This window comes from Tolypothrix sp. VBCCA 56010 (genome assembly GCF_050875635.1).
Taxonomy (GTDB): Bacteria; Cyanobacteriota; Cyanobacteriia; order Cyanobacteriales; family Nostocaceae; genus Hassallia.
Window position 1 is genome coordinate 1 of sequence record NZ_JBPAOH010000062.1, and the last position, 21,669, is coordinate 21,669.

General features: G+C 40.4%; 19 protein-coding genes. 12 read left to right on the forward strand and 7 right to left on the reverse strand.

Annotated features, from left to right (window positions below; genetic code table 11):
• Together AABK37_RS20720 and AABK37_RS20725 are read right to left on the reverse strand one after the other, a co-directional pair.
• The coding region (locus AABK37_RS20720; RefSeq protein ID WP_432553420.1) for a tetratricopeptide repeat-containing S1 family peptidase at positions 1-1,319 on the reverse strand (1,319 nt) is incomplete at its 3' end.
• A 264-nt stretch (positions 1,320-1,583) separates the two neighbouring features.
• Positions 1,584-2,114 (reverse strand): COP23 domain-containing protein, encoded by a 531-nt coding sequence (locus AABK37_RS20725; protein WP_432553421.1) that lies wholly within the window; start codon positions 2,112-2,114, stop codon positions 1,584-1,586.
• A 172-nt stretch (positions 2,115-2,286) separates the two neighbouring features.
• Between AABK37_RS20725 and AABK37_RS20730 the strand changes: the two genes are divergently transcribed.
• Both AABK37_RS20730 and AABK37_RS20735 read left to right on the forward strand, forming a co-directional pair.
• The gene (locus AABK37_RS20730; RefSeq protein ID WP_432553422.1) at positions 2,287-3,681 is read left to right on the forward strand and encodes a protein kinase domain-containing protein; all 1,395 of its coding nucleotides are present in this window, start codon (positions 2,287-2,289) and stop codon (positions 3,679-3,681) included.
• Positions 3,682-3,764: 83 nt separating this feature from the next.
• Positions 3,765-3,923 carry a hypothetical protein gene (locus AABK37_RS20735; protein ID WP_432553423.1) on the forward strand — a complete coding sequence of 53 codons (159 nt, stop codon included), beginning with the start codon at positions 3,765-3,767 and terminating at the stop codon, positions 3,921-3,923.
• A gap of 229 nt (positions 3,924-4,152) precedes the next feature.
• On the opposite strand, the gene AABK37_RS20740 is transcribed toward AABK37_RS20735, so the two are convergent.
• Genes AABK37_RS20740 through AABK37_RS20750 form a run of 3 tightly spaced genes read right to left on the reverse strand, consistent with a single transcriptional unit; the run spans position 4,153 to position 7,207 of the window.
• A complete protein-coding gene (locus AABK37_RS20740) occupies positions 4,153-5,856 on the reverse strand; it encodes a tetratricopeptide repeat protein (RefSeq protein ID WP_432553424.1) in 1,704 nt (567 codons plus the stop codon).
• A gap of 4 nt (positions 5,857-5,860) precedes the next feature.
• Complete coding sequence (locus AABK37_RS20745; RefSeq protein WP_432553425.1) at positions 5,861-6,625, reverse strand: S1 family peptidase; 765 nt, start codon at positions 6,623-6,625, stop codon at positions 5,861-5,863.
• A 30-nt stretch (positions 6,626-6,655) separates the two neighbouring features.
• Positions 6,656-7,207, reverse strand: coding sequence for a COP23 domain-containing protein (locus tag AABK37_RS20750; protein ID WP_432553426.1), 552 nt, complete (start codon positions 7,205-7,207; stop codon positions 6,656-6,658).
• A 399-nt stretch (positions 7,208-7,606) separates the two neighbouring features.
• Here AABK37_RS20750 and AABK37_RS20755 point away from each other — a divergent pair, with 399 nt between their 5' ends.
• The 4 genes from AABK37_RS20755 (at position 7,607) to AABK37_RS20770 (ending at position 11,127) form a co-directional block, all read left to right on the forward strand.
• Positions 7,607-8,590 carry a sodium-dependent bicarbonate transport family permease gene (locus tag AABK37_RS20755; protein ID WP_432553427.1) on the forward strand — a complete coding sequence of 328 codons (984 nt, stop codon included), beginning with the start codon at positions 7,607-7,609 and terminating at the stop codon, positions 8,588-8,590.
• A gap of 4 nt (positions 8,591-8,594) precedes the next feature.
• Entirely contained in the window at positions 8,595-8,885 is a 291-nt protein-coding gene (locus AABK37_RS20760) for a P-II family nitrogen regulator (RefSeq protein WP_432553428.1), read from the forward strand.
• Positions 8,886-9,018: 133 nt separating this feature from the next.
• Entirely contained in the window at positions 9,019-9,693 is a 675-nt protein-coding gene (locus AABK37_RS20765; RefSeq protein WP_432553429.1) for a carbonic anhydrase, read from the forward strand.
• A 123-nt stretch (positions 9,694-9,816) separates the two neighbouring features.
• Positions 9,817-11,127: a proton extrusion protein PcxA gene (locus tag AABK37_RS20770; protein WP_432553430.1), complete on the forward strand. Its 1,311-nt coding sequence runs from the start codon at positions 9,817-9,819 to the stop codon at positions 11,125-11,127.
• 285 nt (positions 11,128-11,412) lie between these two features.
• Here the strand turns inward: AABK37_RS20770 and AABK37_RS20775 are convergent, their stop codons facing one another.
• Positions 11,413-11,715 (reverse strand): acylphosphatase, encoded by a 303-nt coding sequence (locus AABK37_RS20775; protein ID WP_432553431.1) that lies wholly within the window; start codon positions 11,713-11,715, stop codon positions 11,413-11,415.
• Positions 11,716-11,867: 152 nt separating this feature from the next.
• On the opposite strand from AABK37_RS20775, the gene AABK37_RS20780 reads away from it, so the two are divergent.
• From AABK37_RS20780 to AABK37_RS20790, 3 genes are all read left to right on the forward strand, one after another.
• A complete protein-coding gene (locus AABK37_RS20780; RefSeq protein ID WP_432553432.1) occupies positions 11,868-12,242 on the forward strand; it encodes a DUF1823 family protein in 375 nt (124 codons plus the stop codon).
• A 259-nt stretch (positions 12,243-12,501) separates the two neighbouring features.
• Positions 12,502-14,160 carry an alpha-amylase family glycosyl hydrolase gene (locus AABK37_RS20785; protein WP_432553433.1) on the forward strand — a complete coding sequence of 553 codons (1,659 nt, stop codon included), beginning with the start codon at positions 12,502-12,504 and terminating at the stop codon, positions 14,158-14,160.
• A 187-nt stretch (positions 14,161-14,347) separates the two neighbouring features.
• A complete protein-coding gene (locus tag AABK37_RS20790; RefSeq protein ID WP_432553434.1) occupies positions 14,348-15,394 on the forward strand; it encodes a 3-deoxy-7-phosphoheptulonate synthase in 1,047 nt (348 codons plus the stop codon).
• Between the two features lie 175 nt (positions 15,395-15,569).
• Here the strand turns inward: AABK37_RS20790 and AABK37_RS20795 are convergent, their stop codons facing one another.
• Complete coding sequence (locus tag AABK37_RS20795; RefSeq protein WP_432553435.1) at positions 15,570-17,480, reverse strand: acetate--CoA ligase family protein; 1,911 nt, start codon at positions 17,478-17,480, stop codon at positions 15,570-15,572.
• A 514-nt stretch (positions 17,481-17,994) separates the two neighbouring features.
• Between AABK37_RS20795 and AABK37_RS20800 the strand changes: the two genes are divergently transcribed.
• The 3 genes from AABK37_RS20800 (at position 17,995) to AABK37_RS20810 (ending at position 21,569) form a co-directional block, all read left to right on the forward strand.
• A complete protein-coding gene (locus AABK37_RS20800; RefSeq protein WP_432553436.1) occupies positions 17,995-18,198 on the forward strand; it encodes a hypothetical protein in 204 nt (67 codons plus the stop codon).
• A gap of 301 nt (positions 18,199-18,499) precedes the next feature.
• Positions 18,500-19,342 carry a cyanophycinase gene (locus AABK37_RS20805; RefSeq protein WP_432553437.1) on the forward strand — a complete coding sequence of 281 codons (843 nt, stop codon included), beginning with the start codon at positions 18,500-18,502 and terminating at the stop codon, positions 19,340-19,342.
• 556 nt (positions 19,343-19,898) lie between these two features.
• Positions 19,899-21,569 (forward strand): alpha-amylase family glycosyl hydrolase, encoded by a 1,671-nt coding sequence (locus AABK37_RS20810; RefSeq protein WP_432553438.1) that lies wholly within the window; start codon positions 19,899-19,901, stop codon positions 21,567-21,569.
• Positions 21,570-21,669 lie beyond the last annotated feature (100 nt).

Sequence of the window (21,669 nt, forward strand, 5' to 3'; positions counted from 1 at the left end):
GTATTGTAATCAGCAATTGCCCCCTGCTTATCTCCCAACTCCTTGCGGACAACACCCCGACCGTAGTAGGCATTAGCTAAGTTAGGATTAATCTTGATGGCAGTATTGTAATCAGCAATTGCCCCCTGCTTATCTCCCAACTCCTTGCGGACAACACCCCGACCGTAGTAGGCATTAGCTAAGTTAGGATTAATCTTGATGGCAGAATTGTAATCAGCAATTGCCCCCTGCTTATCTCCCAATTCGTCGCGGACAACACCCCGACCGTAGTAGGCATTAGCTAAGTTAGGATTAATCTTGATGGCAGTATTGTAATCAGCAATTGCCCCCTGCTTATCTCCCAAATCAGCACGGGTAACACCCCGGTTGTTGTAGGCATAGGCTAAGTTAGGATTAATCTTGATGGCAGTATTGTAATCAGCTATTGCCCCCTGCTTATCTCCCAATTCGCTGCGGACAACACCCCGGTTGTAGTAGGCATAGGCTAAGTTAGGATTAAGGCGAATTGCTTCAGTCCAATCTTGTATAGCGCCTTTATAATCTTTGTGACTATACTTTTCATACGCTTTCAGATAAAAATCATCTGCTGTCGGCGCCGTTGCAACTACATTTGGTGGTTTCACTCCCACATCCACCCCAACCGTCAACATTTGCCGCAAACTAGAATAAATAGTAGTTCCTAAAGCTCCACTTATCACAAGCTGCCCAGAATCCTCTTCTGAAGCTTGAGTAATTGCTCTACCGTGAATTCCAATTAATTCCCCTTGCTCGTTTAATATAGCCCCGCCACTCATACCCCCCGACGTGCGATTATCATAACTGAGGTCATAACCATCACGCTGGGAACCTTTAGCATCTACCTTGCCATCTTTGATTCTAAAATCAACATTAGGAGTTACTGACGTCTTTGCCGGAAACCCAGCAACGTAAACTACACTATTATTTGTCACTTTATCAGAGTTACCGATTTTCGCCGTTGTGTATTTTTGATTGCTATTAAATTCCCCAACAGCTAAATCCAAACTTGGCAGAGGTTTGATATTCTTGATTTGATAACTTTGTTTATCAGAAGTGATGATTTGTTTTTTCCCCCCCTTTGCCACATGACGCGCAGTTAAAACAGTGTAAACATTGCCAGTATGCTTGATAATTATCCCCGAACCCGCAAAGCTGGGATTTTGACTGTCAACAATTTGCACGGTGATTTCTCTGCCAATCTTTTCTATCTCTGATGCAGGCAGTCCCACAGCTACCTGAGATTGTACCAGCACCATCGATACACCAATCAGCACAGGTGAAAGCGCGTGATAATACTTCATCTTATTTACCCAATTTCTGATAAAACTTTCTGTAGGGTGCGTTATAACGTACCGCTGACGCGGAACCCGAAGGGTAGTTTAACGCACCGCATTAACCAAAACGTGCCTAATTATAGCGGTGCGTTACTGCGTTAACGCACCCTACGTAAAGCTTCTGATAAAACCTCTTGTAGGGTGCGTTAGGCTTTGCCGTAACGCACCGCATTAACCAAAACGTGCCTAATTATAGCGGTGCGTTACTGCGTTAATGCACCCTACGATTTTTCACCGCTCAGGTTGCAGATTATTCAAATACGTATCAAAATCAATATATATTTGAGTATCATCGTTACTTTGATTTTGAATTTCTCCAGAAGCTAAAGCACGGCGATCGAACAGACTTTTGACAACATCTCTGGCATTAGCACCAGGTTTCAGGGTGAATAACACAGTGCTGCTAGTGCAAGCATCATTTGTACTCACAACAGCACACACAACAGATTGTTTATTCAGCGTCCCAGTGATGATAGTTTTCAAAGTACCATTGTCATAACTTCTCTGAAATCTCCGCGATACCTCTCGACAGCGTTGTAAAGGTGTCAAAGAAGAAAAAGAAGAAACCCAGCGAATCATTGGTACGTTTCTCCCATCTTCTCGACGCGCAAATGTTACAGGTACACCTTTGCTTTGAGCGCAAGAGAACTTTCGGTTGCTAGCATAACTAGGCTGAGGTTGTGCTGTTGTGGTAGTCACAAGCATTGCTAAACCACAAATTGCAACATGAGTCAACGTCGGACTGAGTAACTTAAATGCCATAAAAAAGCGTATATCTTACTTTTATAGGAATATAAGCGATTACACTGATAATAAGCACCATTTCGGTACCATGCGTAAATATATTGATATTTCGTAAATATTAGCAACTTTAATTGTGTGCGAAAATCGTCATTAAATAAGGTGATAACTTGCAGGACTTATGGTGACTGTAATGCTGGGTCAAAAGCTTGGTGGACGCTACCAAATTATTCAACATTTGGGACAAGGAGCATTTGGAGTTACTTTCGTAGCTGAAGATATGCAACGACCGAGGAATCCTAAGTGCGTTGTCAAGCAGTTTAAACCAAAAGCTACCGACCCGCACACTTTAGGAGAAGCACGACGGCTTTTTGACCAAGAAGCAGAAATGCTGGAAACTTTAGGAAAGCATGACCAAATCCCCTGTCTTTTAGCTCACTTTGAGGAAAATCAGGAATTTTATTTGGTTCAGGAGTTTATCGAAGGTCACGATTTAAGTGAAGAATTGCCTAAAGGCAAACAACTTAGCGAAGCTTATGCCATTGAAATTTTACAACATATTCTCGAAGTTTTAGCTTTCGTTCATCAGCACGAAATCATTCACCGAGATATCAAACCATCAAACATCCGGCGGCGTCAAGATGGTAAAATTGTCTTGATTGACTTTGGTGCAGTCAAACAAATCAGTACCCAAGTAGTTAATTCTCAAGGTCAAACGAGTTTTACAGTTGCGATTGGTACTCCTGGTTACATGCCGAGCGAACAACGTAGTTGTAACCCGCAATTCAGCAGCGATGTCTACGCAGTGGGAATGATTGCTATCCAAGCACTTACAGGAATATTCCCAAGCAAATTGCCAAAAGACTCTCAAGGTGAAATTATTTGGCAAAATCAAGCACAGGTAACTCAACAGTTAGCAGATATTCTCAATAAAATGGTGCGCTATGACTTTCGTGAGCGTTACCACTCAGCAACGGATGCATTGCAAGCTTTGGGCACAACAGTCAATTCAACTACGCCAACTCAGCTAGAGCGATCGCCTGGTAAATTTATGATAGGATTGGCGATCGCAGCAGTACTTGCGATCGGTATTGGATATTGGTACTTATTTTTTGATTCTAAACCACCAGAAGATTTCTTAACTTATGCAAATTCAAGTTTAGGGATAAAAATCAAATATCCGCAAAGCTGGGAAAGACGAGATATAGATAATCTTATCACTAGCGAAGTAGTTGCATTTGTCTCTCCCAAACAAAGTGATGCAGACAAATTCCAAGAAAAACTGACTATCAGCGTTGAAGATTTTTCCGGGACATTACAGGATTTTAGCGATACATCTACTAAAGACATCACAAGACATTTGGTAAAAGCTCAAATTCAAAAGCAAAGTGACAAAACTCTGGCAAATAAATCAGCATATAAATTAATTTACACTGGCGAAGATGAAGAAAATAAATTAAAAAGTATGCAACTTTTTACTTTAAAAGGTGATAAGGCATATGTAATTACTTACACAGCAGCAATAGATAATTACAACGACTTTATCGAAACAGCAGAAACGATGATTAAATCATTTGAAATTCAGTAGAGACGTTCCGGTGGAACGTCTCTACAATATATATGATTTGCCGGATATAAAATGAAAAAACGGTTTAACCGCACTATCAAACTATGACGATTATTACCCTGCAATTGTCACCGGAATTGAAACAAAAACTACGGGAAAGTATCGCACGTCGCGATGCCCAAAGCATTCGACAGCTATTAGAGTATCGCCTTCGCACCAACAGTAGAAGCATTGCTGGAACAAACATCTACTCAATTGAATAACAACAACAGCGAAGATGAACTTGAGTTGGAAGAAAGTATAGATAGATTGTTAGATGAGTTTGCATTACACGTAAACTCAATACCAACACTTTCAAATTATGCAGTCAGTCGTGAAGGTATTTACGAGGAACATTTTTAGCTGTGATATATCTTGTAGACACAAACTTCTTACTGCGTTTTGTGGATCGCAACAGTCCATTAAACACAATATATCATCCGTGATGAATAGCTACTGCTGAAGCTTTGTGATTCTGTCGAGTAATTGTTGATACTGCTTTGTCTTTCCTTCTTGTAAATAGAGCTTTGCAGCAAGCTGCAAGTCCCTAATTCCTTCTTGCTTGTCTCCTAAATCAAGGCGGGCATTTCCCCGATTATGGTAAGCATAAGCAAATTTGGGATTGAAACGAATCGCTTGACTGTAATCGGCTATGGCTGCCTGCTTGTCTCCCAAAGCGAAGCGGACAAAAGCTCGGTTGTGGTAGCCTGCGGCATATTTAGGATTGAGGCGAATCGCTTGGTCGTAATCGGCTATAGCTCCCTGCTTGTCTCCCAAGCCAAAGCGGATATTTCCCCGGTTGATGTAGATAAAGAAATCTTTGATATTGAGGCGAATTGCTTGGTCATAATCGGCTAAAGCTCCCTGCTTGTCTCCCAACCCAGCACGGGCAAGACCTCGGTTAAAGTAATCATCACCATCTTTAGGATTAAAGCGAATCACTTCCAAGTAATCAGCGATCGCTCCTTGCTGGTCTCCCAAGTAGGAGCGGACAACACCCCGGCTAACGTAGGCATAGACAAATTTGGGATTAATTTCTAGTGCTTGGTCAAAATCGGCTAAAGCTCCCCGGTTGTCTCCCAAATCACGGCGGACAACACCTCGGCTAACGTAGGCTAAGGCATATTTAGGATTAATTTCTAGTGCTTGGTTGTAATCGGCGATCGCCCCTTGGTTGTCTCCCAAGTAAGAGCGGGCATTACCTCGGTTAACGTAGGCTAGGGAATATTTAGGATTGAGGCGAATCGCTTGCTCATAATCGGCAATTGCCCCCTGATTATCTCGCAAACTACGACGAGCAATACCTCGGCTAACGTAGGCACTTACAAATTTGGGATTGAGGCGAATCGCTTCAGTATAATCAGCGATCGCTCCTTTAAAGTCTCCTTTTTTATACTTATCGCCACCCTGAATATACAAATCGTCAGCTTTGGGTGCTGTGGCTACTTGAGTCATAGGAGGACGGACTCCCACATCGACCCCAGCTTTTGCTGACAGTCTCAAAAAGGTATTGATGGGAATGCCTAAATTAAAGCCTGTTTTACTTTCTTTAGTATCCAAATCGGCTCTACCGTGAACTCCGATTAGTTCACCTTTTTCGTTTAATACTGCACCACCACTCATCCCCTCTGACGTATTATTGCTGTAAACCAAGGCATAGCCATCACGCAGAGCTTTTGAAGCATTAGCAGTAATCCGCCCATCGCTGAAAGTGTAAATTGATTGATTAATCGCGAATGTTGGTGCAGGAAACCCAGTTACATAAGCCGTTGTCCCTTCTGTACTCACGTCAGAATTGCCCATCTTCGCCATAGTATAATTTTGATTGCTGCTAAACTGCACCACAGCTAAATCTACTCCCGGCAGCACTTTCATAGTATTGTAATTGACAGCATAGCGCCGATTATCAGGAGTAACAATTTCATAATTATCTGCAACACCCACCACATGACCCGCAGTCAGCACAGTGTAAATATTGCCTTCTTTCTTAATAATTACTCCAGAACCATATCTAGGCTTTTTACTTTGAATCAGCACCGTGATTTCTTTAGCAATTTTATTCACCTCAGTTGGTGATAGCGCTACAGCCACTTGCATTTGCACAAAAGCAATTGAAACCCCAATTAATGCTGGTGCGAGTCGAGAATAAAAATTCATTTCTTTAATCTCCAATCAACTTAATAACTGTCTCTATTGGCACAGCCCAACTAAGGTGAGTAATCTTATTGTGCAAAGCTGCGTCAGCTTCCGAACCATCAACAAACACAGAAGGTGCATCCCATAGCGGATATGCGTGCATTCCATTCACACCCACAACTTCACCTCGACGATTTAACAATGGTCCGCCGCTCATGCCCTTTTCGATATCATTGGTATACCCAAACTGATATCCCCCCTCCAAAGCTTTGTGCAGCCTCAGCGATATTTTACCAGTAGTTAATGCAAAGCCTTTTTTTCCAGTTTCCTCTTCTTGAGAGGGAAAGCCACCAGCAAACACTTCATCCCCCACCGTCGGTGAAGAACCAAAAGACGCCACACTATAAATAATGCCAGTGCTGCGAAACTGCAATAAAGCCAAATCATTTTGCCCAAAGCGAATAGTTTTAGGCACATCAGCCACCCAGATCCGATTATCGTTTGTCTGAATGCGATACGGGGGGTTCTGCGATCGCAACACATGAGCATTCGTCAGCACAGTATAAAAGTAGCCCTGCCTTTTTAGTAAAATTCCTGAGCCTAAGACATCTTGCGATATTACCTTTACGGTAATAGCTTGCCCTTGCTTCTCCAACTGTTTTATCGATAGTTGAGTAACCGCTAATTGCGGTTTTGCAAACTTACTACTACTGACATTTATTGCCCATGTTGACAACGTGAGACATAAACTGCCCGCACAAGCAATCAGTGTAAATTTACGCCAATTCATTTAATTTTTAGAGTTATTTCTTCATTACCATCACTGAGATGATGTGAAGTACAAGTACGCTTCCACATCAATATTCACCGGATCGTTACTCGTGTCCCCGCCAAGTTGATTTGTAGCGTTTCCAGCTGCCAACGCACGCCGGTCAAATAATTGGCGTGCCGTAGCGTTGGGATCGCTGCCACGTTTGAGAGTGAATAACAAAGTTCTATCTGTGCAAGCAGCATTTTTTTCAACAGCAGCGCACACGACTGGCTGTCCGTTGAGGATACCCGCTTTGATATATCGTAGAGTACCGTTGTCATAACTCCTTTGAAATCTCCGAGATACCTGTTGGCAGCGTTGCACAGGTGTCAACTCTTTACTGCCCAAAGACGTGGTAATCCAGCGAATAATCGGTAAATTCTTGCCATCTTGGGTGCGAACAAATGTTGCAGGCACGCTGTTGCTTTTGCCGCAGTAAAAAGTTGTACCTTCAGCATAGCTAGGTAGATTCATTGCAGTTGTGGCAAAACTAGTCAGCGCAGCTATACCAAAGACTCGTGTAAACCCAGTCAAAACTTGACTATATATTTTTATTTTCATAAATACGACTTAGTAAAAAAGAGTTAATAACACTAAGCTTGCTGGATCATTTGTAAAAAAATTACTTGCATTTTCTCGGAATATACTTAAAATATCAGGAAAGTGGCGCTTATTTTTTAATTTAATACATAACTGAGGATAAATTATTATTGCTTGACAATAGTTACAATAAGTAGTTAAATTTTTGCCTAATTTGTTCAGGCATTATGAACCGAACAACTTTACCACCGAGAGGCTTAAGGTTTGTGTCATAACATTGACACATGATTTTCATACTATCTTCACATAATTCACATATATTGACTTGTCAAGTTAACTATTTGTTACAAAATAGTTAGCGATCGCTTGGGTTTTTGATAAATTTTTCATTGTTCTTTGCAGACATCGGGGTTATCAGACATGAATTCGAGCCTGATATTGTCGAATATATTGAATCCGCCAGTGCTTTTTTTCTTTTTAGGAATGCTGGCAATTTTTATCAAATCCGATCTAGAAATTCCTCATCCGTTGCCAAAGTTGTTTTCTCTTTATCTTTTACTTGCTATTGGGTTTAAGGGAGGATATGAACTTGAGGAAAGTGGAATTACTCCCCAAATCGGGCTGACACTTTTAGCAGCTGTAATCATGGCTTGTATCGTCCCTGTCTACTCCTTTTTTATCCTCAAAATCAAACTTGACGCATATAATGCAGCAGCTATTGCTGCAACTTATGGTTCAATTAGTGCCGTTACATTTATCACGGCTCAATCTTTTCTCAAACTTGTTAGCATCAACTCAGATGGTTACATGGTAGCTGCTTTAGCATTGATGGAATCTCCAGCAATTGTCGTTGGAATTGTTTTAGTAAGAATTTTTGGTAAAAGCAAAGAAAAAGAATCAGAAAGTTCTGAATTTTCTTGGAGTGAAGTTCTTCGAGAAGCTTTCTGTAATGGTTCTGTATTTCTCTTAGTTGGTAGCGTGTTTATCGGCATTCTCACAGGACAAAAAGGATGGGAGAAGTTGCAACCATTTACCCAAGGAATCTTTTACGGTACATTATCATTCTTCTTATTAGATATGGGAATGGTAGCGGCAAGAAGAATTAAAGACTTGAGTAAAACAGGTTCTTTTTTGATTGCATTTTCTGTATTTATGCCTGTAGCAAATGCAATTATCGGGATAATCATCGCCAAAATCATCGGTATTTCTCAAGGAAATGCCCTTTTGTTTGCCGTTCTTTGTGCAAGTGCTTCTTATATAGCGGTTCCAGCAGCGATGAGAATGACAGTTCCGGAAGCTAATCCAAGTTTGTACGTTTCTATGGCTTTAGCGCTAACCTTTCCCTTCAACATTATTGTCGGGATTCCCTTGTATATGAATATCATCAAAATTATGGGAGTTTAAAGAAGTGGAATTAGTCAAGAAAATAGAAATAATTACCAATTCCTTAGAACTTCCTCGAGTTCTGAAGATTCTCGAAAAAGCGGGTGTTTCTGGATATACTATCATTGAAAACGTTACAGGCACGGGCGACAGAGGTAGAGTCATCAATGATTTAGCAACACAAGCACTCACCAATGGCTATGTCATGAGTATTTGTACCGAAAAAGAACATCAGTTAGTGAAAGCGATCGAACCAGTATTGAAGAAATTTGGCGGTGTGTGTATTGTTTCTGATGCAAAGTGGATTGCTCATTAGATAAGCTTTGTACGTAGAACGCGGTTATTTTTCCGCGTTCTCTTTCTTTAAAAGTTGATATTTTTTATCAGTAAAAATAATTCTATCTGATAAATGATTAGACTTAACACATATTTATTGAGGTAATTCAACCGTGCCACTAAAAAGAATAATTGCTGGACTGAACGATTTTCATGATAATTATTTCATCACGCACCGTGAGATGTTTGAGCATTTATCTCACGGTCAAAGTCCGGAAGTTTTATTTATCACTTGTTCCGACTCACGGATTGACCCGTGTTTAATCACTCAAAGCCAACCTGGTGAATTATTTGTTATCCGTAATATCGGTAATATCATACCAGCTTACGGAATCTCAAATAGTGCCGAAGCCGCTGGTATAGAATATGCCGTTCAAACTTTGAATATCAAAGACATTGTTATCTGCGGTCATTCTCATTGCGGAGCGATGAAAGGATTATTGCAAGTAGGTAATCTTGCTCAACAGATGCCTTTAGTTTACGATTGGCTGAAGCATCATGGGGAATCAACCCGGCGTCTCGTCTTAGATAACTATCAACATTGTTCCGGAGATAAACTTTTAAAGATAACAATTGAGCAGAATGTCCTGACGCAGATAGAAAATCTAGAGACTTACCCAGTTATCCGCTCTAGACTTCACAGCGGTAAACTTACTCTCCACGCTTGGATTTATGAGATTGAGACTGGAGAAGTCTTTGCCTACGACGCTAACACAGGTAAATTTAAAATTATTGAAAATCGCCCTTTCCCTGTACCTAACCCTTTAATCGGTGTACACTTAGAATAGTCTATAATATTTCATGCATAATGGCTAATGAGCAATGATTTGGATCAATTACTCATTAGCCATTATCAATTTTGAATTAATATAAATAACAACAGCTAAATATCAGATAATATTACGTCTGCGATGAAGTCTTCATTTTTCACTAAACACACAAATTTTCTCCGAGAAAAAGTTAAAAATTCCTGGGACTCCAGTCATAAATGGTTAGTAAATACACCAGAAAGAGCGCTAGAAGAAGCTTATCAAGCGGCTCAGATAATTAAAAACATCGAATTAGAACACTTTGGCAACCAAAAAATATCTCCTGAGTCAGGAAATTATACTGACAATGTAATGTCTTACTGGCAAGTTTATCTAAATAAAAACTTAACTATTATCAAAGCCAAGTTAACTGAATTTCGCTTGGCGCGTTCTATTACAAATACCTCTAATCCCCTTTTTTTAGAGAAGCTAAATTTTATTGATGAGGTGATAGCTAAGTATAGCCAAGATGAAGCAGTACACGCGCAACATCGACTAGCATATCCGCAAACATCTAGCACCATCGCTCCCATTGAACCACTACAAATTAGGGATGACAAAATGAAAAACCAACCAGATTCATCTCCTGAAGAAGCTAAAAAAGTTCAACCTGTCATGAAAAAAACCGGATTTATACCTAGGTCAATTGGCAGAACAATTAATAAAATCAAAAGTGATTTTAATCCGCAATCAGAGCAGCAATTTGTTAAAGATTACCGAGTTTCTAGAAAGAGAACAAGAACGGCTGTAAAATTTTTGGCAATGCTAGTTCTTGTACCGCTTTTAACGCAAATATTATCTAAACAATTAATAATAAGTCCGATATTAGAGCGCGTTAGAGGCGAAAATACACCAGAGATTTTTCTGAACTCGGAAATGGAAGAAGAAGCACTCCAAGAATTAAAGAGTTTTGAACGACAACTGAGATTTAACAATCTAATTCATGAAGCACCGCTGCTTTCTTCCGAAGCAATAGAAGAAAAAGTCAAACACAAAGCACTTGAACTAGCTGAAGAATTTATTGGTAAAAGCAATAATGCCATTAGCAATGTTTTTGCTGATTTGATATCACTAATTGCTTTTGGCGTAGTCATCGCTACAAGTAAAAGGGAAATTGTAATAGTCAAGTCTTTTATGGATGAAATTGTTTATGGTTTGAGTGATAGTGCTAAAGCTTTTTTAATTATTTTATTCACAGATATATTTGTGGGATTCCACTCACCACATGGGTGGGAAGTTATTCTAGAAGGATTATCAGAACATTTAGGTTTACCAGCAAATAGAAGCGCAATATTTCTATTTATCGCTACATTTCCTGTGATTTTAGACACGATATTTAAATATTGGATATTCCGCTATCTCAGTCGTTTATCTCCGTCAGCATTAGCTACTTTGAAAGAAATGGACGAGTAATACCAATTCCAAATTCACGCATTCAAAATTAAAACATTTTGAAAGCCAGACATAACAAGGGTTTGGGAGTATGTATCTGTCGCATTCTTTTTTTAAATTGGTATAATCAGCGCAAAAAGAATTGTAAGGCACATTATTCCGTAGCGGTAATTCATGAATTACCGCAAATAAGCGACTTTGTCGATCGCGCTCATTTCTGACTTAAAAAAATATCAATGCTTAAAAGTGAGATAAAAAATATTTGTGCAAAAAGTTTAGTGTTTAAATATACAAATACTCTTACTTTTACATTGAAAAACGCCTAACTTCAAATCCCTGCAATCCTTTTGGTTCTTCATACTCAACCACTATATCTTGAACCATAGCAGCAGGTGGTCCAGAATGACACCAGCGAATCATCTCTTCTACAACATTCTCCGCTCCCTCAAAGACGGCTTCCACGCGATTGTCTGGGAGATTTCGCACCCAGCCGTGCAATCCCAACTGGGTGGCTGTATCAACAGTAGCGTAGCGATAACCTACTCCTTGAACTCTTCCCGTAATAAATACGTGGGCGCAGATTTGCGGCGATGCTGTAAGACTTTCCATTGGATAACATACTATTGACGATATCCAGTTTACCTGCTTTATTAACATAATATCTACTTTTTTATCGCCAGCCTCAACTAGCAACTAACTTTTGTACAGACGTTCGGTGTGGAACGTCTCTACCTAACAACTAACTATTTTTCGTTTTCCTTATGTCTAACCTGCCTCCACTCAATACCGAAACCATTTGGGCAATTCTTAATGAAGAAATTGATGATGTCATAGTTAACAAATTGGTATGGCATTACTTAGGCTATCGCTACGACGAAACAACCGGACAATGGGACATTAGCAAAGTGTTACCAGAATGGCGGGATGAGTACCCAGAACCGCCAGATTTTATTGAAAATCGCCCCCCAACAGTCAAATTGACTCGTTCCATTCCTGCGGAAAATAAACAATTGCTGAAAGAACAATTAGGTTTTAAAGGTTATAAAATCGGGGAATTTGGACCTCGACAAACTCGTAGGGCGACGGCGGCAAATTGGTTGTTAAGTTACATGCAACATAACAGCAAATCTGAGTAATAAAGTAGATGGGTATAAATAAACGGAATTATGAGCGGTAAACCGCTCACTACGAATTATACCTAAGGAGTATTGACAAGTCATTATAACCTGTTAAATGAAGAGCTAGGCGATCGCCAGAAAAAAATCAAGTCTCCCTAAAAAAATATATCTGAAGATAGAGGTATTAGTTTCTTAATTATTTCGCTAGAGCTATTGGCTAATTCAAAAAAAAATCTGACAATACAAACAACTACACTTTCAAAGTACAAATACTTCTATGGCAAAGCCAATTGAATTTAACTTATTTGCCCCATATAATAAAGGAGCAGCGTTAATTGGTTCTTTTTCAGATTGGAAAGAAATTCCAATGGAAAAAGGCGATGATGGTTATTTTCGTACAACTGTTGAATTAGAAGACGGCGATTATCAATATAAATTCCGCGTTCAGTCAAAATCGTGGTTTTTTGAACCAGATCAATGGGTGGATGTCACCGATCCTTACGCAACTGATATTGATGAAACAACTGGTAAAGATAACGGTGTCGTGCGGATTAAAGATGGTGAAAGAATTGTTGATACTTACGTGTGGAAACACGATGATAAACCTTTACCTGCTGACCATGAATTAGTTATTTATGAAATGCACATTGCAGACTTTTCTGGTGGTGAAGATGACCCTTACGCACGAGGAAAGTATAAGCATGTTGTAGAAAAATTAGATTATTTATCTGACTTAGGAATCAATGCTATTGAATTGATGCCACTCAAGGAATATCCTGGCGATTATAGCTGGGGATATAATCCTCGCCACTTCTTTGCTACAGAATCTAGTTATGGTACTACAGACGGATTAAAACGTTTAATTGACGAGTGTCATGGTAGAGGCATTCGTATCATTATGGATGGTATTTATAACCACTCAGAAGCATCTAGTCCATTAACACAAATCGACCACGATTATTGGTATCATCACGAACCCCGCGACCCTGATAATAATTGGGGACCAGAGTTGAATTATGAACTCTACGACGAGAATTTAGAAACTTTTCCGGCTCGTAAATTTATCGGTGATACGGTACGTTATTGGATTCAGGAATATCATACAGATGGTATTCGTTACGATGCTGCGCGGCAAATTGCTAACTACGACTTCATGCACTGGATTGTTCAGGAAGCGAAAAACACTGCTAACATGAAGCCTTTTTACAATATTGCCGAACATATTCCGGAAACTACTTCCATCACCAATGTCGATGGACCGATGGATGGATGCTGGCATGATAGTTTCTATCACTGTATTTTAGAACATATCTGCGGTGATACATTTGATTTAGAGCGCCTGAAAGATGTAATTGACTGCAAGCGCCAAGGCTTTATGGGTGCTACGAATGTAGTGAATTATCTCACCAACCACGACCACAATCATGTTCTGGTCGAGTTAGGAAATCGTCAGATTTTTGATGAAGAAGCTTTTAGAAGAGCTAAATTGGGAGCTGCTATTCTCATGACAGCAGTCGGTGTACCTTTGATTTGGATGGGTGAAGAATTTGGCGAGTACAAACCTAAAACTCAAGAGTCAGCTAAAATCGATTGGACACTGTTAGGTAATGACTTAAATCGGGGATTGTTTGATTACTATAAAGGCTTAATTCACCTGCGTAAAGAGAATCACGCTCTCTACACTGAAAATATCGACTTTATCCACGAAAATCCAGAGGCAAAGGTGTTAGCTTATAGTCGCTGGAATGGGGAAGGTTCTCGTATAGTTGTTGTAGCCAATTTCTCAGAAAATTTCTTAGGTGGCTATCACATTCCTAATTTCCCTGAAAGTGGTACATGGCACGAGTGGACAGGTAATTATGATGTCGAAGCTGGTGATGACGGCATTTCAATTGATTTAGGACCATACGAAGCGAAAGTATTTGTTTGGCAATAATGCGGTAGTCAGATAATAAGCGAAAAGGGGGAAATATTTCTCCCTTTTTTTGTTAATTTATATTAATTTTATTGTTGATATGTGAATTAATTAAGATATAAATTTGCTATTTGTAAATAAGTTTTGTTTTAAAATATCTATATGAATTTCGCCGCTAAAACATAGCACAAATTACGAAATATTCCTCATGCACAACAAGTTATTTAACACTAACATTAAAAGTTCTCACGTTTTATTAACTCCAAATGAGCTAAAAACAAAATTACCTTTAACAAAATCGGCTGAAGAGACTGTTTTAAAATTTAGGCAGGAAATCGGACAGATTCTTGATTTTCAAGATAGGCGAAAATTCATCGTAGTTGGTCCTTGTTCAATTCATGATACCGAAGCTGCGATCGCTTATTCCCAAAAACTAAAAACTCTGGCTGAGAAAGTCCAAGATAAACTGCTGCTAGTCATGCGGGTTTACTTTGAAAAACCCAGAACAACAGTCGGATGGAAAGGATTAATTAACGATCCCGATATGGATGATTCTTTCCATGTAGAAAAGGGTTTAGAAATAGCACGTACCTTACTTTTACAAATTACTGAACTCGGATTACCCGCCGGCACAGAAGCGCTCGACCCAATTATACCACAGTACATTAGCGAATTGATTTCTTGGTCGGCAATTGGCGCACGCACCACAGAATCACAAACTCACCGCGAAATGGCAAGCGGACTTTCGATGCCTGTAGGTTTCAAAAACGGCACTGATGGTAATATTCAAGTGGCTTTAAATGCCCTAGAATCAGCTAAAAGTCCCCACCATTTTATCGGAATTAATCACAAAGGACAAGTTAGCATATTTCAAACTAAAGGAAATGCCTACGGTCATGTTATTTTACGTGGTGGTAACGGTCAACCTAACTATGATGCTGCGAATGTTCAACGAGTGGAAGAAAAATTAAAAGCAGCAGGTTTATCACCGAGAATTGTCATCGACTGTAGCCACGGTAATTCAAATAAAGACTACAGATTGCAGCCTAGGGTTTTAGAGAATGTTATTCAACAAATCGTCGATGGCAATACATCAATTGTCGGTATGATGTTGGAATCGAATTTGTATGAAGGAAGTCAATCAATTTCTTCTCAATCAGAAGAATTAAAATATGGCGTTTCTGTGACTGACAAATGTATAGGCTGGGAAGAAACAGAAAAAATTATTTTGGCAGCACATGCAAAGCTAAAGTAAAGGGATAGTTCATTGCATTCTCGCAAAAATACCCACAGGCTAGAAGCCTGGGGCTATACAAACAAAGCCTGCCTTCGCAGGCTTTAAAGATTTGAGCCTGCGAAGGCAGGCTTTGTACGTGTAGCCGCACCCTTCTAGGGTGTCGGCTACTTTCCGCAACGATACATTGAAACAATTACAAAATTGTGCCGATTTCTTTCAGATAAACCCGTGTAAACGGTTCATCTGTTCCCAAGCTGTACTCTTCAATCAAACCTTTGCGACGAATAGAAACGGTATCTCCTTTCTTAATCACTACTGTAGAACCATCCAAGACATCTCGTGCGAGAATCATCTCGGTTTCAGTGGGATTATCGAGAACTACCATGTTACTTCCTTGGTAAAACATTCCCTCATTTTCCCAAGTTTCTTCATCGTACTCGGCAATGAGTAAATCAAGTTTGGGATTGCGTAACAAACTTAAAACGTTGCTGTTGTAATCTTTGTTCAAGATTTTTTTCGAGCGATTCACAAAAACTGCATTTTGACAAACAGCACCTATTGTCCAATCTGGGTGTTGCAAAAGAATATGGTCAATCGTTTCTTGAAGTTCGGAAACTGTGATTTTATTAAAGGTGAGAATTGGTATTCTCGCATCTGTACCCGACTCAAAGAAGGTTTCTAAAATATGAGAAGGTACATCAACGCTTTCACCAACGGCAGGATTTAAATGCATTAAAATCCCAGGTGCGGCGTTGATTTCTAAAATGGCAAAGTTGCCGTCTTTCCAAGATTTGTCAAGACTTTTGGTAATGACATCAATGCCCAAGCAAGTTAGGCGAAAGTGTTGGGCAATATCTTGCGCCAATATAATATTGTCATCGTGAAGTGTGCGCGTGGCATCGATGCTTACACCTCCCGCCGAAAGATTGGCGACTTTGCGAAGATAAACTGTGCGACCTTTTTCGATTACGCTGTCTAATGACAAACGCTGTTCGTCTAAATACAGTTCCATCGCTTCATCGCTTTGAATTTTGCTCATCGGTGAGGTGGGTGTATCCCAGCGAGCGGGTTTGCGGTTTTCTTCGCGAATTAACTCGCCAATAGTTGAGTATCCGTCACCGACAACTGATGCAGGACGCCGTTCGGTAGCTGCGACAAATTTACCATTGACGCACAACAAGCGATAATCTGCGCCGGAGATGCTTTTTTCAATGATGATCCGCGTTGGCTCGTTTTCGGGGATCGCTTGCAGTGCTCGATCAAAAGCCGATTCTAATTCTCTAGAATCTTGGACATCTGCGGTTACGCCAATTCCTTTATGACCGACAACGGGTTTTACTGCTACTGGGTAGCCAATTTCTCTGGCTACGCTTAAAGCTTCTCTTTCGGTAGTGACGATATCGCCTTGAGGTACGGGGAAACCCAAGGTGTTTAAAAATGCTTTGCAATCATCCTTGCGGGTGGTGAAGTCTGAATCTAAATGTGCATCACAATCAAATGTGGTAGCTACACCGCGAATTTGTTTTTTGCCGTAGCCATATTGCATCAATCCTTCTTCCCACAGATAGAAGCTGGGAATACCTTTTTCGTATGCGGTGCGTAATAAGGTGTAGACTGTGGGACCTCCATAAACAGATTGGCGAAATCTGTTTTGTAGCGATCGCATTTGCTCTTCAAAAGCAACATCTTCCTTTTGGGTAATCGCTTCAAACCAATCCCAAACGAAGTAAAGTACCGATCTGGTGGTGCGTTCGTGTAGCGATTGCACGCTGATTTTTTTGTAATTTTGGTATGCTTTTACACTCCAACGGTTGAGGTGCAAACCCATATCCAGTTTGCCGACTTCTGCGACGGTACGAGCAAATAAATCAGCATGAGAATCGTATGTTTGCTCTTTTATCTGGGGGTAGCGATCGCCAATCACAGAAACATAGTCCTCAATCGGCAAAGGCTGATTAGACTCTGTGAGCGCAAAATTAAATACTAGCGCTCCAGTTTCCAAATAGGGATTTGCTCCCATGTAATGCTTGAAGCCGAAAATATCGAAAACATCTGTTTTTCTCGCATTGACGCGAACTGCATCGGTGCTTTTCTCTTGAATCATTGATTTATATACCCTTGGCTAAACACCCTTTAATCTCAACGCTAAGGATAATCAAGCAAAAAATAACCAAAATGCCCAAATTTCCGGAATTTGCACTTTTTGAGCGAACACGCGCTTCAATTCACTACTGGTGCGTTATTAACAAAGCATTTTCACCCAATTTTGGTATTTACATTTTGCCCAATCCATGATAATCCTCTGCGTTGACTCAGACTTTTTGATTGTAGTAAAATTATTCCCGAACCGTGTTTTTAGTGCGATCTTCGTAGCTTACCGTAGGTATCGCTTTGTCTTTAAGTCAAAAATCAAACTCAATATTTATGCTACCATAGCGTATCCCTTATAGCATAGTTTTTAAACTATCTCAGGGCATAGACATACAGAATCCCGGTTTCTTAGAGAAACCGGGATTCTGGTACGTCGCCAAATATATAACCTTTGAAAGGTGCAGTTTGCACATAATATTGTTTATAACTAATAAGTTATAAAAGAAAAATTTAGGAGACAGCCGAGAATGAATAGCACAAAAGCTGCTCTTAGAAATGAAGTTCGACACCTTGCTGAAGAAGCATTTCATCGCAAACTTATTTCCGGTTATGGTGATGGTGCAGACAGCAAGGAGTTCCAAATTTTATTCGAGGGCAAACCCAGACATCTCCCATTAGAAGAGGCACGTTCTTTCTTAAACGGCTTGCTTTTCAGTAGTTCTATTAGGTAGATATTTTTGCAGATAAATCTACCCGGAGATGTAGAACTTTTTTACACAAATTAAGGTGCATTTGATCGCATCTTACTGACGATTCGATGAAAGCGATCGTCAGTAAGATGTTTTTGATTCAACCATAATTTAGGAAACTTTCTAAGCAAAACTATCAGCTTTCTCAACTTTGAGCAGCGTGCTGCAGAACTTTACTACATTTGATATTTAATTTTTGTATCTAAATCTACCATATGGATGTTTTTCTGGTTTAAATTGTCGTGTTTTATTAAAATAACAGACTTAAAAATCCGGAGGCATCATGGCGGCGACTGAAACCAAACGGCAATTGGTGATTATTGGCGGTGCAGAAGACAAAGAAGGCGATTGCCAGATCCTGCGTGAGTTTGTGCGACGTTCTGGCGGCACCAAAGCCAGAATAGTCATTATGACAGCAGCAACCGAACTGCCAAGAGAAGTAGGAGAAAATTACATTAAAGTGTTTGAGCGGTTGGGAGCAGAGAATGTTCGGATAATTGACACCGAAAGCCGTGAAGATGCATCTTCATCGACAGCGCTGGAAGCAGTTGAAAAAGCTACAGGCGTATTTTTTACTGGAGGCGACCAAGCGCGGATTACCAGCATCCTTAAGGATACTGAACTTGATACCGCAATTCACAAACGCTGCGCTGAAGGAGTTGTCATCGGTGGCACAAGCGCCGGAGCCGCTGTCATGCCAGATGTCATGATTGTGGAAGGCGACTCAGAAACAAATCCTCGGATTGACGTTGTGGACATGGGACCCGGTATGGGCTTTTTGCCTGGGGTGGTGATTGACCAGCACTTCTCACAGCGCGGACGCTTGGGACGCTTAATTTCAGCTTTGCTGATAGAGCCAGCTGTGTTGGGATTCGGCATTGATGAGAATACCGCAATGGTTGTTACCGATAATCATTTTGAAGTGATTGGGCAAGGTTGCGTCACCGTAGTTGATGAATCAGAAGCTACACATAGCAACATTGACGACATTTTGAAAGATGAGCCTTTGGCGATTTGCGGAGCCAAGCTGCACATTTTGCCACACGGATATAAATTTGACTTAAAAAACCGCAAGCCTATTTTAGATAATCAGCCTGTGGCAAATACCTCTGTACCTGTTGGTTAAGTGACATTTTGCGCCTAGTCGCCGACAGGTTAAAGGAGTGCGGCTACACTACAAAGCTTTGAAGTTCCGATCAAACACCGAAGCTTTGATGCCTTCTCCCAGAGGGAGACGCTCCGCGAACGGCAACGCGTGCATAATCGCGAACGGAGGAAACCTCCGCTCAAACTTCAAAGGAAGCCTCCGCTCGGACTTCTCTGTGCGAAGGCAGGCTCTAACAAAACTTAATTTTCCTTATACCAATTCTGGCTTGAAGATGCGTAAGCGCGGAATTACGCACGCGCTATGAACGCACTTAGTAGGGGCAATTCATGAATTGCCCCTACATAGAATAAAGCGCAACCTCACATAGAATTGGTATTAGTCCGCACCAACCGAAGCGGACGAGCGTTCGTATAGCCAGCGAATATGGCGGCTGAGGTGCGATCGCCTGCCCGCAAGCCGAGGGCTAATAATTTTTTCATTTTTTAATATTACTTTAGAAAGAAGCTTAACATAATTTTATATTAGAAAATAATTTTAAGACTAAGAACTATAGTAATTATTTTAAAAGGTGGAAATGGCAAGTGTAATTGAATTTAATTTGTTTGCTCCTCGTAACAAAGAAGCAGCTTTAATTGGGTCTTTTTCTGATTGGAAAGAGATTCCGATGCAAAAAGGAGAAGATGGTTATTTTCGTACTGAAATAGAAATAGAAGACGGTGTTTATGAATATAAGTTCCGGGTTCAAAGCAAAAGTCCAAATTTTCAACCAGATGAATGGGTGGATGTAGTTGACCCCTACGCCACAGATGTAAATGATGAGAAAAAAGTCGGTATAGTGCGGGTAAAAGATGGTCAGCGAATAGTTGATACTTATGTTTGGCAGCACGACGATACACCGTTGCCAGAAAATCATGAATTAGTAATATATGAAATGCACGTTGCCGATTTTACAGGTGGCGAGGTTGATCCTCACAAACGTGGAAAATATGTAGATGCGATTGAAAAGTTAGATTATCTGCGCGAGTTGGGAATTAATGCAATAGAATTAATGCCAGTGAATGAATATCCTGGTGATTATAGCTGGGGCTATACAGTGCGGCACTTTTTCGCTACAGAATCCAGCTACGGTTCAACAGAAGATTTGAAGCGGTTTATTGACGAGTGTCATAGTAGAGGCATTCGGGTTTTCATGGATGGAATTTACAACCATACAGATGGAGAATGCCCGTTAATGCTGATTGATAGGAATTATTGGTATTACGAACACATGCATTATCCGGAAGACCCGAACAATTTTTGGGGACCGGAATTTAATTATGATAATTATGACGAAAAATTAGACGTTAAACCTGCTTGGAAATACGTTGGGGACGTGGTGCGCTATTGGGTTCAAGAGTATCACATTGACGGAATTCGCTTTGATGCGGTGCGTCAATTAGCTAACTATGAATTTTTGGATTGGCTGGCACAACAATCAAAAAAGAATACTGCACCCAAGCCATTTTATAATATTGCTGAAAACATTCCCGATACAAGTCAAGTTACAGCGCCAGAAGGACCGCTGGATTCTTGTTGGCATGAAAGTTTTCGCTACTTTATGCTTCCTCACATTTGTGGTGAAACATTTGAATTAGACCATCTGAAGGAGGTTTTAGACCCGAAACAGCAAGGTTATGCAACTGCGATAAATGTGGTAAATTATTTAGCGACTCACGATCGCGAACATTTATTTAGAGAATTAGGCGATCGCGGTATTTTTGATGAAGCTGCATTTGTCCGCGCCAAGTTAGGTGCTGTACTGTTAATAACAGCAATGGGTATACCAATGCTGTGGATGGGTGAAGAATTTGGCGAACACAAGCGCAAAAGCCAAACTGTAACTCAGCCGAAGAAAATAGCCTGGGCTTTGTTGGAAAGAGACGAAAATCGCGATTTATTTGAATATTACAAAAAACTAATCGCCCTTCGCAAGCAAATTCCAGCTTTGCAAAGCGATAATATTGAGTTTTTCCACGAAAATCCTGAAGCAAAAGTACTCGCTTACACCCGCTGGAATTACCAAGGTTCTCGTGTCGTCGTCATTGCAAATTTCTCTGACCAGAATTTCCCAGAATATCAGATTCCCAACTTCCCAGCGGCTGAATCTTGGCAAGATTGGTTGACTGAAACTTCTGTAGAAGTTGATGAAGATATTCTAACTACTGATATAGCGCCATTTACGGCAAAAATATTCGTTTCCCAGTAGTAATTCTTCTAAAATAGGACTTACGCAAAAACCACCGAAGCTTTGATCGGAGGAAACCTCCGCTCAAACTTCTCTCTCCCAAACTCTTATTCTCTGCGTT